Origin of the sequence: Candidatus Corynebacterium faecigallinarum (assembly GCF_052264515.1) — a bacterium.
Lineage (GTDB): Bacteria > Actinomycetota > Actinomycetes > Mycobacteriales > Mycobacteriaceae > Corynebacterium > Corynebacterium faecigallinarum.
Genome location: NZ_JBQQOC010000013.1, coordinates 69,772 through 87,992 on the forward strand (window position 1 = coordinate 69,772; position 18,221 = coordinate 87,992).

Sequence of the window (18,221 nt, forward strand, 5' to 3'; positions counted from 1 at the left end):
GGCCCCCGCGGGGTCCCAAACCGCAGCGACCCAGACCACCCCCTTTCCCGCGGCAGGGCGAGGAATAGGATGGTCACTGACCAACCTGGTCAGACACACCGTAACGATCCGTACGGCCCCATAAGGAGAGGACTCATCCATGCCGTCTGATTCACCTTCATCGCACAGTTCAGCGCGACCGGACCACGTCCAGGCACTGAACCCCGCGAGTCTTCCGCCGAGCTACTTCACCTGGCCCGGTGTCCTTGACCGCATCGGTCGTCACGAGGAACTCAGCGAGTACCAGGTCAGCTGGGCAGTGAGTCAGATCATGGAGGGCAACGCCACCGACGCCCAGCTCGCTGCCTTCGCCTTCGGCCTGCGCGTCAAGGGAATCTCGGCCGCCGAGCTCTCCGCCGCAGCATCGGCGATGCGGGGTTTCGCGACCCCGGTCGATTTCTCCGATGTTCTTGAGGCTGTCGACATCGTCGGTACCGGTGGTGACGGTCACCACACCGTCAACATCTCGACCATGGCGTCGTTCGTCGTGGCGGCAACCGGAGTGCCTGTGGTCAAGCACGGCAACCGTGCGGCGTCCTCGAAGTGCGGCGGCGCCGATGTCCTCGAGGCACTCGGTCTCGACGTCGAACGATCCCCCGAGACCATCCACGACGACGCCCTGGAGACCGGCTTCGCGTTCATGTTCGCCAAGACCTACCATCCGGCGATGCGTTTCGCCGGACCGGTGCGTTCGGAGCTGGCGGTCCCCACCCTGTTCAATATGCTGGGCCCGATGACCAATCCGGCCGGCCCGAAGTTCGGCCTGATCGGCTGCGCTTTCCGCGACATGATGCCGATCATGGGTGGCGCATTCGCCCATCAGGGGGTGCGCGCGCTCATCGTCCGTGGCCTCGACGGCATGGACGAGATCAGCGTCTCCGCCCCCACCGAAGTGGTGACCGTCGACGCCCAGGGACGCACCGGCGAGTTCACGATCAACCCCCGCAGCTTCGGACTGGACGTCTACGACGACAATGCCCTCAAGGGCGGGGATCCGGAATTCAACGCCGATATCGCCCGACGCCTGTTCGCCGGCGAACTCGAGGGGGCGGTGAAGGACGCCGTCCTGCTCAACGCCGCCGGCGCGCTGGCCGCGGTCCGAGGCTGGGAGGACAGTGACCTGAAAACGGTCCTCACCGAACAGTTGGCTGTCGCCCGCGAGGCCCTGGAGTCCGGCGCAGCGCAGGCGAAGATGCTGGACATCGTCGGACGGGACTGACCCCCGTCCCTGCCCCCCCCATCCGTCGGACACGCCAAAGGAGCACCCGCGAGGAAGTCAGCGGGTGCTCCTTGATGGTGGTGACCCGGGGTCACCATTGTGTGAGCCGCCTACCCCGGTCAGGGCAGGCGGCGAGGAAGGTCTATTCCTTCTCGGGCGGAAGACCGTACTGGAGATTCAGCATGACGGTGGACCAGATCAGCATGACCGCACCCATGACGATCAGCCACAGCAGCCAGAAGGCGATGCCGTAACCCATCAGCACGATCGACACGGACATGAGGAAAGGCCATCCGGAGCTTGCCGAGAAGAAGCCCAGCACGCCAGCGCCGTCCTCGATCTCCGCTTCCTCCCAGTCCTTCGGCTCAATGTCCGACTTGGCGTTGCTGAGGTGGAAGTACACACCCAGGAACAGGGTCAGCAGGGAGGCCAGCACCAGACCGGTGCCACCTGCCCACTCCGCACCCTGAAGGTTGGACCCGTCGTTGAGCTGCGAGGTGGCGTAGAAGTACACCGCCGCCAACACCCCGAGGAACAGGGTCAGGCCGTACATCAACTTGGCTGTCTGCCGCATTGTCGTCTCCTAGTTTCTCTGGGCCGGCTTAGGACGCGGGGCTATCGATGTAGTTGCTGTCACCGTCGACACCACGGGTGGCGTCACGGCCCGGCACGAACGGCTTCGTGGAGGTTGCGTAGGGGGCCTCACCGATCTCACGCAGAGCGTCGGCGTTGCTGGCATCCGGGTTCGCCTCGCGGAAGGCCATGTAGTCAGCGAACTGATCCTGCTCGACGACACGGACCTCGAAGTTCATCATCGCGTGGTAGGTACCGCACATCTCGGCACAACGGCCGACGAATGCGCCGGTCTCGTCGATCTCCTCGATCTGGAACTTACGCTCCGACTGGTTGGCCTCCGGGTGAGGGAAGAGGTCGCGCTTGAACAGGAACTCCGGGACCCAGAAGGAGTGGATCACGTCAGAGGACGCGAGATCGAACTGGATCGGGGTGTTCACCGGGAGCACCAGCACCGGGACCTCCTCGGACGTACCGAGGGTCTCGATCTTGTTGTAGTGCAGGTAGGTGAAGTCGTCCTTCAGCTTGCCGTGGATCGGGCCCACGGACTTGCCGTGCTCGTCACGGTCGTCCTGCGGGACCTCGGCAGCTGCCTCGGCGGCGTCAGCGCGATCAGTGTCCTCGCCGTTGTAGGTCTCGCCGTTGGAGGTGAACTTGCCGTCGACCTCGCCGTAACCGAACTTCCAGTTCCACTGGTAAGCGGTCACGTCGACACTGACCTCGGGGTTCTTGTCGTGTGCGGTGACCTTGTCCTGGGTCTGCACGGTGAAGAAGAACAGGCCCATCACGATGAGCACCGGGACGACCGTCAGGACAAGCTCCAGCGGAACGTTGTACTGGGTCTGCCGCGGGAACTCCGGCTTGCCCTTCTTCTTGGCCCGCTTGTCGCTGTCGCGGAAGATCACCACGAACATAAGGGTCCACATGATGATGCCGATGATCCAGGCAACGACCCAGGTCCACACCCAGAAGTTGCCCATGGACTCAGCCTCGGGCGTGATGCCGTCGGGCCAGCCCATGCGCAGGGCATGGAAGAAACCGTTGTCGGGGGGTGCGACATCGCAACCGACCAGGGCCAGGGAACCAAGTCCCAGTACTCCGGCAAGGCCGAGCTTGCGCCCGGTGCCGTGAACTTTTCGCTGTTCCACGCGAGTATGCCTTCCTCAATCACACGTCGTGTTCATCGGGACCGCAGCGGTGTCATCGTCTGCAGAGGACGCACCTGGGTCCCGTGTCACCATCCGACAATAGTGCATGGGGGGTCGCGGTCCACCATCATGCACACCGTTGTGATTCCACATCGGCCCTATTCGGGGTTGCCTGGGTCACTTGACACGCCTTACTACGCGCCGAGGGGGCCGCCGAGTAGTCTGGTGATTCAGCAAAATGCCCACCCGGACTACCCCGGCCGCCGAATTTTACGGAGATGACCCCTAGCGCCCATGTGTGGACTTCTTGGATTCTTGACCGCGCAGGACGACGCCGACCTCTACGTCGACGCCGTCGCCCACGCCCTGCCGTGCATGCGGCACCGTGGCCCCGACGAAGACGGGACCTGGAACGACGACTCTGTCGTCTTCGGCTTCAACCGCCTCTCGATCATCGACCTGGAGCACTCCCACCAGCCTCTGCAGTGGGGCCCGGAGGACGCCCCCGCCCGTTACTCGATGACCTTCAACGGCGAGATCTACAACTACCTCGAACTCCGTGAGGAGCTGCAGGCTGCCGGCTACGAGTTCCAGACCTCCGGCGACTCCGAGACCATCGTGGTGGGCTTCCACCACTGGGGCAAGGACGTCGTCAACCACCTCCGTGGCATGTTCGCCTTCGCGGTGTGGGACTCGGTGGAACGCTCCCTGTTCCTGGCCCGCGACCCCTTCGGCATCAAGCCGCTCTTCTACGCCACCACAGCCGCAGGTACCGCCTTCGGCAGCGAGAAGAAGTCGATTCTCGACATGGCCGACGCCATTGGTCTGGACAAGAGTCTTGACGACCGTGCCATCGTCCACTACACAGACCTGCAGTACGTCCCCGAGCCGGAGACCCTGCACGCCGGGATCCGCCGCCTGGAATCCGGCTGCCACGCCACCCTCACCCCCGGCGGCGACGTAGAGGCCGTCCGGTACTTCGAGCCAACCTTCCCTGTCGTCCCCGTCCCGGCCGGCAGCGAGGACAAACTGTTCCGCAGGATCGCGGACGCCATGCAGGACTCGGTCGCCAAGCACATGCGTGCTGACGTGACCGTCGGCTCCTTCCTCTCCGGCGGCATCGACTCCACCGCCATCGCGGCACTGGCGAAGCAGCACAACCCTGACCTGATCACCTTCACCACCGGGTTCGAGCGCAAGGGGTACTCCGAGGTCGACGTGGCCGCCGAGTCCGCCGCCGCGATCGGGGTGGAGCACGTGGTGAAGGTGGTCTCCCCCGAGGAGTTCGCAGCCGCGGTCCCCAAGATCATCTGGTACCTCGACGACCCGGTCGCAGACCCCGCCCTGGTACCCCTCTACTTCGTCGCCGCCGCCGCCCGCGAACGCGTCAAGGTGGTGCTCTCCGGCGAGGGCGCTGACGAGCTCTTCGGTGGCTACACCATCTACAAGGAGCCGCTGTCGCTGGCTCCTTTCGAGAAGATCCCCTCCCCGATCAAGAAGGTGCTGGGGGCCGTCGGCAACGCGCTGCCGGACGGTATGCGCGGTAAGTCCCTGCTGCAGCGTGGCACCACCCCGATGGAGGAGCGTTACTACGGCAACGCCCGGTCCTTCAACTACGAGCAGCTGGAGCGCGTCCTGCGGATTGCACGTCCCGAATGGGACCACCGCGAGGTCACCGCTCCGATCTACGCCCGCTCCACCGACATGGACCCGGTCTCCCGGATGCAGCACCTCGACCTGTTCACCTGGATGCGCGGCGACATCCTCGTCAAGGCGGACAAGATCACCATGGCCAACTCACTGGAGCTGCGCGTTCCGTTCCTCGACAAGGTTGTCTTCGACGTCGCCCGAACGATCCCTCACGAGCTGAAGGTCGGCCACGGCACCACGAAGTACGCGCTGCGTCGTGCCCTGGAGCTGATCGTCCCGGAGCATGTGATCAACCGGAAGAAGCTGGGCTTCCCGGTGCCGCTGCGTCACTGGCTGGCCGGCGAGGAGCTCCACGACTGGGCGAAGACCACCATCCAGGAGTCCCAGACCGACCACATCTTCAACAAGGCCGAGGTGCTGGCCATGCTCGAGGAGCACCGGGTGTCCTTCTCCTCCGGGTCGGCGACCGGCACCGGCCCCGACCACTCGCGTCGCTTGTGGACCGTGCTCGCCTTCATGATCTGGCACGGCATCTTCGTCGAGGACCGGATCCACCCGGAGATCGACGAGCGCGACTTCCCAGTCCACCTGTAGAGCACTCGGGGCCCGGCACCCCAACAACCACAACCGATCGACAATCCCGCGAACCTCAGTGTTCAGGGGATTGTCGATCGGTTGTGGTTGTTCTGACCGAGGGGCAGAGCATCACCCGTGTGCCGCCGAGGGATTACCCACCGTTCCACACGGACATGAAGCGACCCCAACTGAGCGTAGACCCGCTGAATCCGCGGATTCGCCGGGTCTATGCTCAGTTGGGGTCGCTCTGGTGAAGACGGGGTCTCCGGCGTACGGCGGACCAGGTCTTCTGATCAGCTGTCAGATCAGCTGAAGGAGTCGCCGCAGGCGCAGGACCCGCCGGCGTTGGGGTTGTCGATGGTGAAACCCTGGGACTCGATGGTGTCGGAGAAATCGATCTTTGCACCGGTCAGGTACGGCGCCGACATCTTGTCGACGATCAGACGGACACCCTCGACCTCATCGACGAGGTCGCCGTCCAGCGAACGGTCGTCGAAGAAGAGCTGGTAGCGCAGACCAGCACAGCCGCCCGGCTGCACGGCGATACGCAGTGCCAAATCGTCCCGTCCCTCCTGGGCGAGCAGTCCGGCTGCCTTCCCTGCGGCGGCGGTGGTCAATTCAACCCCGGTGGTCTTCTCGGGAGCGGTCATCAATTCCTCCTGGTCTGATGCGCGGCTTTCTGATGCACGTCTGGTGCGGATATTCCCAAACTACTCCCCCATAACCACGAAAGCCACCAGAGTATTCCCGTGGCGTGGCAGAGACTTCACCAGAGACTTCACCGGAGACTTCTCCGCCCTACCGCCGCCCCCTTTGGCACCGGACACCTCCGGTGCTCTAGCCTGTGAGGTGTGAAACTCCCGTGGAAGAACAGCTCCGACTCTGACGACACCGCCAACACCGACGCAACCGCCGCCAGCGTCCAGTCTGATCAGGCCGCCGACACCTTCGGCGACACCGACGACTCCGGACTGCCGAAGGGGCAGACCGCGAAGAAGGGGCGGCCGACCCCGAAGCGTAACGAGGTTGAGCGCTCCACGGGTGTGCGTCGCGCCCACTACGACGCTCCGCTGACCCCGAAGGAGGCACGTCAGCGCAAGAAGGACGTCAAATCCTCCATGTCCAAGGAGGAGTACAAGGAGCAGAAGCGCAAGCAGCGTGAAGAGGCCGCCGCCGCGCGCCAGAAGGCCAATGAGCGCATGATGGCCGGCGACCCGGACTACCTGCTGCCCCGCGACCAGGGCAGGGAGAAGCTGCTGGTCCGTAACTACGTCGACTCCAAGCGCTACCTGATGAACTACTTCCTGCCGATCGCCCTGGTCGTCGTGGTCGTGATGATCATCGGTACGCGCTTCCCGCTGCTGGCGAACTCCCTGTCCGTGTTCATGCTCGTGGTGATCATCGTGATGGTCGTCGAGGGCTTCTTCCTGGGCCGCCGGGCGACCCGCCTGGTGAACGAACGCTATCCCGACAACACCTTCGGCAAGTGGGCGATCGGCTTCTACGCCTTCACCCGCGCCACCATGATCCGCAAAATGCGCACGCCGGCACCGCAGGTGCAGCTCGGCGACACGGTCTAGCGCGTCCCATCAACCATGACGGTTCTTGCCAGACTCCGGGACTGGGTCACCACGACCGGCTGCGTCACCGCCCTCGTGCCGGACGAGACGGGGTCCGGTGCACGTCCCGCCCTCGTGGCCGTCACGCAGGACGGTTCCCCCGCCGCGGAGTCGCTCGCGGCCGGCGGGTCGGTGCTCAACGACCTGGCGACGATCAGTGGGGCGGACCTCGAGGTCGTCACCGCCGCGACGGCCGGACTGACCGCCGAGGATGTGCTGGCCCTCATTGCGCAGGGGCAGGCCCAGGCTGACGCCCACGCTGACGCCGCCACTCCCCTGCTGCTCGTCGGCATGCCCGGCGCAGACGCTGATGCGGCCGCAGCTGCTGCCGCCGTCATAGGTACCCGCTGCAACGTGGAGCCGGTGAACCTGTTGCGCGCCGACGACCCGGACTGGCAGCGGCGAGTCATTCTGGTACGCGACCTGATGTTCACCACCCGACGTCTTCGCCGTGGCCCCGCGACGGCGTCGTCCAGCCGTGAGATCCTGCGGATGATCGGTACTGCGGAACTCGCGGTCGTCGTCGGCCTGCTGTCCCAGGCCGCCGAGCGCCGCACGCCGGTCATTCTGGACGGCCCGGCCACTCTCGCCGCTGCTCTGCTGGCGGAGGCGTTGCGTCCGGGGTCGGCCGACTGGTGGTTGGCCCCCCACACCCCCGATCAGCCGTCGGCGCCCGCTGCGCTGCGTCGACTGTCGCTCTCCCCCATCCACGACGCTGATCTGGGCCTGCCCGGGACCGGCTGCGGCGCCGGCCTGGCCGTCCTGCCCATGGTGCGGACCGCCGCGGTGGTCGCTGACCGCGACCGCACCGCCGAATAGTCCGTACCGGCAATCCCCCTGGCGTCCCCCTAGCGGTGCGCCGTCACTCGCCGGAGCGAGCCGGGACCAGGGTGTAGTTCCAGCCGTGGGCGTCCTCTACGGTGCCGCGCTGGATACCGGTCAGGTGCTCACGCAGCCGCATGGTGATCTCGCCGGACTCCCCACCGTTGACCTGGAATGCACCGGTCTTGTCCTTCACGGTGCCGACCGGGGTGATGACTGCGGCGGTTCCGCAGGCGAAGGCCTCCCGCATCTCGCCGGAGGCGGCGGTCTGCTTCCACTCCTCGACGCTGAACTTACGCTCGGTGACCTTCAGACCGTCGTCCGCGGCAAGCTGCAGCAGGGATTCGCGGGTGACACCGGGCAGCAGGGAGCCGGAGAGCTCCGGGGTGACCAGTTCAGCCGACTCGGAATCAGAGTCGCCCTGGAGGATGAACGCAAGGTTCATCCCGCCCATCTCCTCGATCCAGGTGTGCTCGGCGGCGTCCAGCCACACGACCTGGTCGCAGCCCTTCTCCTCGGCGAAGGACTGGGCTGCCAGCGAGGCGGCGTAGTTGCCCGCGAACTTTGCGGCACCGGTGCCGCCGGGGGCCGCGCGGACGTACTCGGTCGACAGCCACACGCTGACCGGGGTGATGCCGCCCTTGAAGTAGGCGCCGGCCGGGGAGGCGATGACGTAGAAGCTGTAGCTGTTGGCCGGGTGGACGCCGAGTCCCACCTCCCTGGAGATCATGAAGGGGCGCAGGTACAGCGCCGCCTCGCCACCCGCGGCGGGGACCCAGGCGGAGTCGACGTCGACGATCTGCTTCAGAGACTCCAGGAAGAGCTCCTCGGGTAGCTCAGGCATCGCCATGCGGCGTGCCGAGGAGCGGATCCGCGCGGCGTTCTTGTCCGGTCGGAAGGTGGCGATGGAACCGTCCGGCTGACGGTAGGCCTTCAGCCCCTCGAAGATCGCCTGTCCGTAGTGCAGGACAGAGGAGGCCGGGTCGATCTGCAGCGGGGCGTACGGCACCAGGCGCGGCTCGTGCCATCCGGCGTCCTGCGACCAGTCGATGACGACCATGTGGTCGGTGAAGTACTTGCCGAACCCGGGGTTGGCGAGCACCTCCTCGATCTGCTCCACCGGCGTCGGCGTGTCGGTGAGGGTACGGGTGAACGGCTGGGTGGTGTCGGCGGAACCGGGCGCAGAATCAGACATGGCCTGTATCTTAGACCCGTCGGTTCCCATGAGCGTAGGAGAGGTGAGGGATGACCACGAGCGCGGCTCCCACAGACCAGCTAGATTCGATGAACCCGAACCCGTCGGCGATACTGCGTCGCGGTGTCGTTCCTGCACTCGAACTGTTTTCGGGGGCGATCACCGATGCCGACGTCGATGTCCTGATGGTGCCGACCTTCGTGGGTGAGTCGGGAATCGAGACGTCGTTGGACGTCTCGGTGTCTGAGCAGGTCCAGGTTGAGGTGTGGAAGTCCTTGGTCGAGGTGGGTGCCACCGGGCGCGCCGAGGAGGTCGTGGGGCTGCCGTCCGTGCCCGGCATTGCCGCCGGCCGGATCGTCGCCGTCGGACTGGGGGACGCCGACGCCGTCACCGAGGACGGCCTGCGTGCCGCCGCCGGTGCCGCCTCCCGGGCGGTGGCCGCTGAACTCCCTGTGACTACCGGGTCCACCGGGGCCACCGGGGCCACCGGGGCCACCTCGGTACTGAGCCTGCTGGGCGTGCTGGGGGTCGGCCCGGTGACCGAGGGACATGCCCTGGGCGGCTACCGCTACGGCAGCAGCACCGGGACCGCCGACACTCCCCTGCGCATCCTCGTCGCCACCGGTGACAGCGCTGTCACTAACCCTGACTCCGGTGCCGATGAGGTCTTCGCCCACGCCTGCGTGGTCGTCGAGGCCGTGACGTTCGCCCGGGACCTGGTCAATGCCCCAGCGAATTTCCTCTACCCGCAGAGTTACGCGACGATCATCGAACACAGCGCCACCGGGGCTGGCCTCGAGGTGGAGGTCCTCGACGAGAATGATCTCGCCGAGCAGGGGTTCGGGGCGATCCTGGGCGTGGGCCAGGGATCCCAGCGTCCTCCCCGACTGGTGCGTGTGAGCTACGTGCCGGACGGGGTGGACGACCCCCGCCATGTCGCACTGGTGGGAAAGGGTGTCACCTTCGACACCGGTGGTATCTCGCTGAAGCCGGCGGCGAAGATGGACAACATGATCTCCGACATGGGCGGGTCGGCGGCGGTCGTCGCCGCGGTCATCGCCGCGTCCGAACTGGAACTCCCTGTCGCGGTGACCGCCACCGTCCCCCTGGCGGAGAACATGCCGGACGGTGTGTCGCTGCGCCCCGGCGACATCCTGCGACACTACGGCGGGACGACCACCGAGGTGCTCAACACTGACGCGGAGGGGCGCCTGATCCTCGGCGATGCCCTGGCCCGCGCCTGCGAGGACGAGCCCGACTTCCTCGTGGAGACCGCCACGCTGACCGGGGCGCAGGTCCGTGCTCTCGGCGACCGGATGTCTGCGGTCATGGGCACCCCCTCCTTCCGGGACCGGGTTGCCGACATCGGCCACGTCGTCGGTGAGGAAGCCTGGCCGATGCCGCTGCCTGCGGAGATCCGCCGGGACATTACCTCTGATGTGGCTGACCTGCGCAATATCTCCACCAAGGGGTGGGGCGGCATGGCTGCGGCCGGGCACTACCTCGCCACGTTCGTCACCGAGGGACTGCCCTGGGTCCACATCGACGTCGCTGGTCCGGCCTACAACTCTGGTTCGGCCCGTGGGTACACCCCGCGGCGGGCCACCGGGGCCCCGGTCCGCACCATCATCGCCGTGCTGGAGGACATCGCCCTGGGCGAGACCGACGGGGCCTAGTTGTCCCCGTCGCCGTTGAGCTCCTCGAAGCGGGCGCGCCGCTCGCGGGCCTCCAACCGCTGCCGGATGATGCGGTCCCGCTCGATCCGGTCGCGCATCCGCTGGGGGTACCCGGACGACTGTGCGTCGTACACGCGTACGCCCAACTCCTCGATGATCACGTCGACGCCTTTTGGGCCACCGATCCGACGACGCGTCCACTCCCCGGTTTTGTCGACCAGCACCACCGACATCTCGTTGACCAGGGTCTCGGGCTCGACATATGCCTCGACCCCGCTGCGTTCCGCGGCCCATTGCCGAAGATAGTCCAGGTCAGCGGGACGCACCGTCCCCCGGGGACCCCTGGGACCGCGGGGGCCGGTGCGCCTTGATCGACCAAAGATGTTGAACACGTCACCGATTCTAGGGCACCGGTGTAACGGTGTGTCGGGCGCACCGCTCCACCACTTTCGGGGCGGGCCGGAGAGCCGGGACAAACCCGACCGCGCTACCATATGTACTATTCGGTCAGAGACCATTTTTGTACTCCACATCTGTACATCGCTTTTTAGGAGCTTCTACACCATGGCGCACTCCGTCGAAATGCCCGAACTGGGCGAATCCGTCACTGAAGGCACTGTCACCCAGTGGTTGAAGCAGGTCGGCGACACCGTCGAGGTCGATGAACCGTTGCTGGAGGTCTCCACCGACAAGGTCGACACCGAGATCCCCTCCCCGGTGTCCGGCGTGCTGCTGAAGATCCTGGCCGAAGAGGACGACACCGTTGACGTCGGAGGTGTCATCGCCGAGATCGGCGATGAGGGTGAGGAGCCCGCCGGTGACTCCGGTTCCGACGAGGATTCCTCGGACTCCGACGAGTCGGATGAGGACGAGACCCCCGCAGAGCCGGAGGAGTCTGCTGAGGACGACGAAGCTGACGAAGCCGACGAGCCCGCCCACGAGGAGAAGTCTGCCGCGTCCTCTTCATCTTCCTCATCCTCTTCAGACTCAGCCGGTTCGGGCACCGACGTCACCATGCCGGAACTCGGCGAATCGGTCACCGAGGGAACCATCACCCAGTGGCTGAAGAGCGTCGGCGACGAGGTCGAGGTCGATGAGCCGCTGCTGGAGGTCTCCACCGACAAGGTCGACACCGAGGTCCCCTCGCCGGTGGCCGGTACCCTGCTGGAGATCCTCGCCGACGAGGACGACACCATCGACGTCGGTTCCGTGATCGCCCGTGTCGGTGACGGCAGCGCCGCGGCTGAGGAGCCCGCCGAGGAAACGAAGGACGAGCCCGCCGAGGAGCCCAAGAAGGACGAGCCCAAGAAGGACGAGCCCAAGAAGGACGAGGCCGCCGAGAAGCCGGAGCCCACCCCGGAGCCGGAGGAGAAGGCTGCCCCCAAGCAGGAGTCCGCTCCGGCCGAGGGCAACCTGCCGTACGTCACCCCGCTGGTGCGCAAGCTCGCGGAGAAGCACGGTGTGGACCTCGCCTCCGTCGAGGGCACCGGTGTCGGTGGACGCATCCGTAAGCAGGACGTCCTGGCCGCCGCCAACGGCGAGACCGCCTCCTCCGCCGCCGCTGAGGAGACTCCGGCCCCGGGTGTCGACCCGGAGAAGGCCTCCCTGCGCGGAACCACCCAGAAGGTCAACCGCATCCGGGCGATCACCGCCAAGACCACCCTGGACTCGCTGCACGGTGCGGCCCAGCTGACCCAGGTCCACGAGGTCGACATGACCCACATCGCCGACCTCCGCAAGGACAGCAAGGCCGCCTTCCAGGAGAAGCACGGCATCAACCTGACCTACCTGCCGTTCTTCGCCAAGGCAGTCGTCGAGGCACTGGTGGCCCACCCGAACGTCAACGCGTCCTACGACGCAGAGACCCAGGAGATGACCTACCACGACAAGGTCAACCTCGGCATCGCCGTGGACACCAAGGACGGCCTGCTGTCCCCGGTGATCCACGACGCCCAGGACCTGTCCCTGCCGGAGCTGGCCCAGGCCATCGTCGACATCGCCGACCGCGCCCGGAACAAGAAGCTGAAGCCGAACGACATCTCCGGCGGCACCTTCACCATCACCAACATCGGTTCGGAGGGCGCGCTGACCGACACCCCGATCCTCGTCCCGCCGCAGGCCGCGATGGTCGGAACCGGTGCGATCGTCAAGCGCCCCGTGGTCATCAGCGAGGACGGTGCCGACAGCATCGGTATCCGCAGCATGGTCTACCTGCCGCTGACCTACGACCACCAGGTCATCGACGGTGCTGACGCCGGTCGCTTCCTGACCACCGTCCGCGACCGCCTGGAGAACGTCGACTTCACCGCCGACCTCGAACTCTAGGATCTGTGCGCAGCGCCTGACGCGCAGCGCACAAGGTTCTCCTCTACCCCGCCCCGGTCGCCCGACCGGGGCGGGGTAGAGTCGTGAGGTATGGGATATCAGCACGGCTCGATCCGGATGTCAGACGCGCCGCTCACCGTGGACGACCTCGGCACCGTCGATTACCTGTCCACCTGGGACCATCAGGCCGACCTGGCCCGCCGACGGGCCGAGGGCAACGTCGACGACACCATCCTGCTGCTGCAGCATCCGCCGACGTACACCGCCGGCAAGCGCACCCAGCCTGAGGACCTGCCGACCAACGGCCTGCCGGTGGTCGATGTCGACCGGGGTGGGCGCATCACCTGGCACGGCCCCGGCCAGCTGGTGGCCTACCCGATCATCAAGCTCGCTGACCCGATTGACGTCGTGGACTACGTCCGGCGTATCGAGGAGGCCGTCCTGGCGACCTGCCGCGCGCTCGGCCTGGACAATGTCGGACGCGTGCCCGGACGCTCCGGTGTCTGGCTACCGGCCGGGCTACGCCATGGCGCCCTGGTCCCTGCCCGCAAGATCGCTGCGGTGGGTATCCGCGTGACCCGTGGGGTCACCATGCACGGGGTCGCACTGAACTGTGACAACACCCTGGACTACTACGACCACATCGTGCCGTGCGGCCTGGCGGACACCGGGGTCACCACCCTGTCCGCCGAGCTCGACCGTGAGGTGGATGTCGCCGAGGTGGCCCCGGTGTTCACCGAACACCTGCTCGCCGCCCTCGACGGAACCCTGCCGATGTCGGACACCGACGTCCCGGAACGACTCGCCCACGGCGCGGTCGGAGATGCGGTACAGGACGCCGTGTAACCAGTGCTTTTGCCCGGTTAGCATGTGAGGAATACTCCGCGTACGCTGGAGGACGTGACTGTGAAAGCTGACGGACGTCGTCTCCTTCGTATCGAGGCAAAGAACTCCCAGACCCCGATCGAGCAGAAGCCCCGCTGGATCCGTACCCAGGCCAAGATGGGCCCGGAGTACCGGGACATGAAGAACCGGGTCGCCGACGCCGGTCTGCACACCGTGTGCCAGGAGGCCGGCTGCCCGAACATCCACGAGTGCTGGGAAGAGCGCGAGGCCTCCTTCCTCATCGGTGGTGACACCTGTTCGCGGCGTTGTGACTTCTGCCAGATCAAATCCGGCAAGCCCACTCCCCTGGACAGGGACGAGCCCCGCCGCGTCGCCGAGAACATCCGTGACATGGACCTGCGTTACGCCACCATCACCGGTGTCACCCGTGACGACCTCGACGACGAGGGCGCCTGGCTCTACGCCGAGATCGTCCGCAAGGTCCACGAACTCAACCCGAACACCGGTGTCGAGAACCTGACCCCGGACTTCTCCGCCAAGCCGGACCTGCTGGCCGAGGTCTTCGAGGCCCGCCCGGAGGTCTTCGCCCACAACCTGGAGACCGTCCCGCGGATCTTCAAGCGGATCCGACCGGCGTTCCGCTACGAGCGTTCGCTGGAGGTCATCCGCGCCGCCCGTGACTTCGGCCTGGTCACCAAGTCGAACCTGATCCTGGGCATGGGCGAGACCGCCGAGGAGGTGCGGTCCTCACTGACTGACCTGTACGACGCCGGGACCGACATCATCACCATCACCCAGTACCTGCGTCCGACGAGCATGCACCACCCGATCGAGCGGTGGGTCAAGCCCGAGGAGTTCATGGAGCACTCCGAGTTCGCCAAGGAACTGGGTTTCGGCGCGGTCATGTCCGGCCCGTTGGTCCGGTCGTCCTACCGTTCGGGACGCCTCTACGCCGAGGCGAAGGCCGCCCGCGGCGAAGCCCTGCCGGAGAACCTCTCCCACCTCGGCGATACTCTCGGTTCGACCACCAGCCAGGAGGCCAGCACCCTGCTGGACAAGTACGGCCCCTCCGCCGAGACCCCTGTCTCCGCTGCACGGTAACACTATCGCCTGCCGCTTGGCGGGTTATAGGCCCTGATGTTCTAAGGTAGGGGCATGGCGAAAGATCCCCGGGAAAAGGAAAACAAGAAGCTGGCCAAGGCCAGTAAGAAGGTGCGCCGCAAGCAGACCAGGAGTCAGATGTGGCAGGCCTTCCAGATGCAGCGCAAGAAGGACAAGAAGCTCATCCCCTTCATGCTGCTGGGGTTCCTGGTCCCCATAGTCGTGATGCTGGCTCTGAGCCTGTTGTTCGGCTGGTGGTGGCTGAACCTCATCGTCGGCATCATGTTCGGTGTGCTCGCGGCTTTCTGGATCTTCTCCCGGCGTCTGCAGGCCGGCGTGTACGACCAGATCGAAGGCGAGGCCGGTGCAGCCGGCTGGGCCCTGCAGAACCTGCGTGACGGTGTCGGCGTCAAGTGGATCACCGAGACCGCCGTGGCATCCAACACCCACATGGACGCTGTCCACCGGGTCGTCGGCGTGCCCGGAGTCATCCTCGTCGGCGAGGGCAGCCGACACCGCCTCAAGCCGATGATGGCCCAGGAGCGCAAGCGTCTGGCCCGCATTCTCGGCAACACCCCGATCTACGACGTCTACATCGGTAAGGGTGAGGACGAGGTCGAGATCCGCAAGCTGCAGAACCACCTGGTCCGCATGCCCCGCAACCTCAAGAAAAAGGACGTCCCCGCCCTGAACAGCCGCGTGGAGTCCATCGCGAAGCTGCACTCGCGCGAGTCGATGATGCCGAAGGGGCCGGTGCCGCGCAACGCCGCCAACCCGGCAGGCATCAACCGTCGGGCACGCCGCGCCGCGAACCGCAACAAGCGGGGCTAGTCAGAGACAGCGGGGCCCACAGAGCTGAGAAAACCCCCGTGCCGACCGGGAGGGGGCGGCGCGGGGGTTTTGCTCTGCCCAGGATCGTGCCCCAGGATCTCGCCGGGGATCAGCGGGTTCGGATCACCGCGGTACCGGTCGCCCGGTCATGCATTCCCCGTCCGTCGGTGTCCTGGATCAGCGGGGGCAGCAGGAAGACCGTCAGCACCGTACGCACAATGGAGCGGACCAGGCCGACCCGGGCATCCGCGTCATCGACACGGGCCACACCGATGCCGAGCAGTGCGTGGCCCGGCGACTGCCCGAAGAGCCACACCGTGACGATGCGCCACAGGGCCCATACGAGAAGCACCACGAACGACACACCACCGAGCGCATCGGTGGCCTGCGTGATGAAGAAGGCCATGACGTAGCAGACCGTCCAGTCCACCAGCAGGGCGAGCATGCGCTGCACCATGGACGCGATCGAGCCCGCCCCCTCCTTCGGCATCCCCAGCAGTTTGCCCGGGTAGGAGCTCAGGTCCTTCGGGTCCTCGTACTGCCCCGGGACCTGCGGCCCCTCCAACCAGGTGGGTTGGGAGGCGCGTTCATCCCGCACCTGCTTGCGCCGGTTGCGTCGCTGCTCCCGCTCCGCCTGCTGTCGTGCCTTGTCTTTGCCCGGACCTTTCGCCGTGTTGGACGTATTGTCGTCCTGCCGCTGTGCCATGGGTTCCAACACTACCGGCGGTTCAGGTCAGCACCCCAACTGAGGCGGATACCCCCACCTTGCTACCTCGACCAGTTGCACCCCGTATCCTTGGGTGAGTACCCGGTTGGCGACCCATGGAGCCGTTACGCGGCGGTAACATTGGATTGACCGCGGGGCAACAACCCGTGACTACGGTTGGACAGCGACAATACGAGTTGGGTCGACCACGACTGCAAGGAGTCGAAGAAGTGGCATTTAAGACAGCCGAAGAGGTCAGCAAGTTCATCAAGGACGAGGGAGTGGAGTTCGTCGACGTCAGGTTCACCGACGTCCCCGGAACCGAGCAGCACTTCACGATCCCCGCTGCGGCATTCGACGAGGACACCGCCGAGACCGGCCTCGCGTTCGACGGTTCCTCGGTGCGTGGATTCACCACCATCGACGAGTCCGACATGAACCTGCTGCCCGACCTCGCGACCGCAAAGATCGACCCGTTCCGGTCGAACAAGACGCTGAACATCAAGTTCTTCGTCCACGATCCGTTCACCCGCGAGCCGTTCTCCCGTGACCCGCGCAACGTTGCCCGCAAGGCCGAGGAGTACCTCGCCTCCACCGGTATCGCCGACACCTGCAACTTCGGCCTGGAGGCCGAGTTCTACCTGTTCGACAAGGTGAAGTACGAGGCCGGCCAGAACGCGTCCTTCTACGAGGTGGACTCCAACGAGGGCTGGTGGAACCGCGGCAAGGACACCAACACCGACGGCACCCCCAACACCGGTTCCAAGACCCGTGTCAAGGGCGGCTACTTCCCGGTCGCACCCTACGACCAGACCGTCGAGGTCCGCGACGAGATGGTGCAGAACCTCCTCGCCAGCGGCTACGACATCGAGCGTTTCCACCACGAGGTGGGCACCGGTGGCCAGCAGGAGATCAACTACAAGTTCAACACCCTGCTGCACGCTGCGGACGATCTGCAGTCCTTCAAGTACATCGTCAAGAACACCGCTGCCGCCAACGGCAAGACCGCGACCTTCATGCCGAAGCCCCTGGCCGGCGACAACGGTTCCGGCATGCACGCCCACCAGTCGCTGTGGAAGGACGGCAAGCCGCTGTTCTACGACGAGGCAGGCTACGCCGGCCTGTCCGACCTGGCCCGCTACTACATCGGCGGCATCCTGCACCACGCCGGCGCTGTCCTGGCGTTCACCAACCCCACGCTGAACTCCTACCACCGCCTGGTTCCGGGCTTCGAGGCCCCGATCAACCTGGTGTACTCGCAGCGTAACCGCTCCGCCGCCGTGCGTATCCCGATCACCGGCTCCAACCCCAAGGCCAAGCGCCTGGAGTTCCGTGCGCCGGACCCCTCGGGTAACCCGTACTTCGGTATGGCCGCGATGATGCTCGCCGGCCTCGACGGCATCAAGAACCGCATCGAGCCGCACGCCCCGGTCGACAAGGACCTCTACGAGCTGCCCCCGGAGGAGGCCGCCGGCATCCCGACCGCCCCGACCTCCCTCGAGGCCGCACTGAAGGCCCTGGAGGAGAACAACGAGTTCCTCACCGAGGGTGGCGTGTTCACCGAGGATCTCATCGACACCTACATCGCGTACAAGTACGACACCGAGATCTCCCCGAACCGTCTGACCCCGACCCCGCTGGAGTACGAGCTGTACTTCGACTGCTAGGGATCAGTCCTTCAGTCACTGTCCACCCCCGCTTCCCGGTCCGACCGGGATACGGGGGTGTCGGTGTATTCCGACACCTGCCTTGTCCCCAGCCGACCCGGCCTTTCCGCACTCCCATAGAGCGGAAACAACCACTTTCGATCGAGAATCCCGCGAACGGATCGTTCAACAGATTCTCGGTCGAAAGTGGTTGTTGTGGTCCTCCAGACAGGCAGCCAACACCGATCC

At 65.9% G+C, this 18,221-nt stretch carries 16 protein-coding genes; 10 read left to right on the plus strand and 6 right to left on the minus strand.

Features of this window, described 5'->3' with window-relative positions; all coding sequences use genetic code 11:
- Positions 1-139 precede the first annotated feature (139 nt).
- A complete protein-coding gene (gene trpD / locus ACTXPP_RS08610; protein WP_301520500.1) occupies positions 140-1,258 on the plus strand; it encodes an anthranilate phosphoribosyltransferase in 1,119 nt (372 codons plus the stop codon).
- 142 nt (positions 1,259-1,400) lie between these two features.
- Here trpD and ctaF read toward each other — a convergent pair whose 3' ends face one another.
- Together ctaF and ctaC are read right to left on the minus strand one after the other, a co-directional pair.
- Entirely contained in the window at positions 1,401-1,832 is a 432-nt protein-coding gene (gene ctaF / locus ACTXPP_RS08615) for an aa3-type cytochrome oxidase subunit IV (protein ID WP_301495855.1), read from the minus strand.
- Positions 1,833-1,860: 28 nt separating this feature from the next.
- Complete coding sequence (gene ctaC, locus ACTXPP_RS08620) at positions 1,861-2,979, minus strand: aa3-type cytochrome oxidase subunit II (RefSeq protein ID WP_301495856.1); 1,119 nt, start codon at positions 2,977-2,979, stop codon at positions 1,861-1,863.
- A 294-nt stretch (positions 2,980-3,273) separates the two neighbouring features.
- Between ctaC and asnB the strand changes: the two genes are divergently transcribed.
- Entirely contained in the window at positions 3,274-5,223 is a 1,950-nt protein-coding gene (gene asnB, locus ACTXPP_RS08625) for an asparagine synthase (glutamine-hydrolyzing) (protein WP_301495858.1), read from the plus strand.
- 287 nt (positions 5,224-5,510) lie between these two features.
- On the opposite strand, the gene ACTXPP_RS08630 is transcribed toward asnB, so the two are convergent.
- Entirely contained in the window at positions 5,511-5,855 is a 345-nt protein-coding gene (locus tag ACTXPP_RS08630; protein WP_301495860.1) for a HesB/IscA family protein, read from the minus strand.
- A gap of 201 nt (positions 5,856-6,056) precedes the next feature.
- Here ACTXPP_RS08630 and ACTXPP_RS08635 point away from each other — a divergent pair, with 201 nt between their 5' ends.
- A complete protein-coding gene (locus ACTXPP_RS08635) occupies positions 6,057-6,785 on the plus strand; it encodes a DUF3043 domain-containing protein (RefSeq protein WP_301495862.1) in 729 nt (242 codons plus the stop codon).
- Positions 6,786-6,800: 15 nt separating this feature from the next.
- Positions 6,801-7,643 (plus strand): nicotinate-nucleotide--dimethylbenzimidazole phosphoribosyltransferase, encoded by an 843-nt coding sequence (locus ACTXPP_RS08640; RefSeq protein WP_301495864.1) that lies wholly within the window; start codon positions 6,801-6,803, stop codon positions 7,641-7,643.
- Between the two features lie 43 nt (positions 7,644-7,686).
- On the opposite strand, the gene ACTXPP_RS08645 is transcribed toward ACTXPP_RS08640, so the two are convergent.
- Complete coding sequence (locus ACTXPP_RS08645; protein WP_301495866.1) at positions 7,687-8,841, minus strand: branched-chain amino acid aminotransferase; 1,155 nt, start codon at positions 8,839-8,841, stop codon at positions 7,687-7,689.
- 50 nt (positions 8,842-8,891) lie between these two features.
- Between ACTXPP_RS08645 and ACTXPP_RS08650 the strand changes: the two genes are divergently transcribed.
- On the plus strand, positions 8,892-10,517 hold the full coding sequence (locus tag ACTXPP_RS08650; protein WP_443341805.1) for a leucyl aminopeptidase: 1,626 nt from the start codon (positions 8,892-8,894) through the stop codon (positions 10,515-10,517).
- Here the strand turns inward: ACTXPP_RS08650 and ACTXPP_RS08655 are convergent.
- Positions 10,514-10,909 (minus strand): oxidoreductase, encoded by a 396-nt coding sequence (locus tag ACTXPP_RS08655; protein ID WP_301495868.1) that lies wholly within the window; start codon positions 10,907-10,909, stop codon positions 10,514-10,516. The two genes, ACTXPP_RS08650 and ACTXPP_RS08655, sit on opposite strands and share 4 nt — an antisense overlap.
- A gap of 172 nt (positions 10,910-11,081) precedes the next feature.
- Between ACTXPP_RS08655 and sucB the strand changes: the two genes are divergently transcribed.
- From sucB to ACTXPP_RS08675, 4 genes are all read left to right on the plus strand, one after another.
- Positions 11,082-12,842 (plus strand): 2-oxoglutarate dehydrogenase, E2 component, dihydrolipoamide succinyltransferase, encoded by a 1,761-nt coding sequence (gene sucB / locus ACTXPP_RS08660; protein WP_301495870.1) that lies wholly within the window; start codon positions 11,082-11,084, stop codon positions 12,840-12,842.
- A gap of 90 nt (positions 12,843-12,932) precedes the next feature.
- Entirely contained in the window at positions 12,933-13,688 is a 756-nt protein-coding gene (lipB, locus tag ACTXPP_RS08665) for a lipoyl(octanoyl) transferase LipB (protein WP_301495872.1), read from the plus strand.
- A gap of 54 nt (positions 13,689-13,742) precedes the next feature.
- A complete protein-coding gene (gene lipA, locus ACTXPP_RS08670; protein WP_301495874.1) occupies positions 13,743-14,789 on the plus strand; it encodes a lipoyl synthase in 1,047 nt (348 codons plus the stop codon).
- Positions 14,790-14,843: 54 nt separating this feature from the next.
- Positions 14,844-15,620 (plus strand): DUF4191 domain-containing protein, encoded by a 777-nt coding sequence (locus ACTXPP_RS08675; RefSeq protein WP_301495876.1) that lies wholly within the window; start codon positions 14,844-14,846, stop codon positions 15,618-15,620.
- A gap of 109 nt (positions 15,621-15,729) precedes the next feature.
- Here ACTXPP_RS08675 and ACTXPP_RS08680 read toward each other — a convergent pair whose 3' ends face one another.
- Positions 15,730-16,326, minus strand: a complete 597-nt coding sequence (locus ACTXPP_RS08680) for an RDD family protein (protein WP_301520931.1) — start codon at positions 16,324-16,326, stop codon at positions 15,730-15,732.
- A 230-nt stretch (positions 16,327-16,556) separates the two neighbouring features.
- On the opposite strand from ACTXPP_RS08680, the gene glnA reads away from it, so the two are divergent.
- On the plus strand, positions 16,557-17,993 hold the full coding sequence (gene glnA, locus ACTXPP_RS08685; protein ID WP_301520932.1) for a type I glutamate--ammonia ligase: 1,437 nt from the start codon (positions 16,557-16,559) through the stop codon (positions 17,991-17,993).
- Positions 17,994-18,221 lie beyond the last annotated feature (228 nt).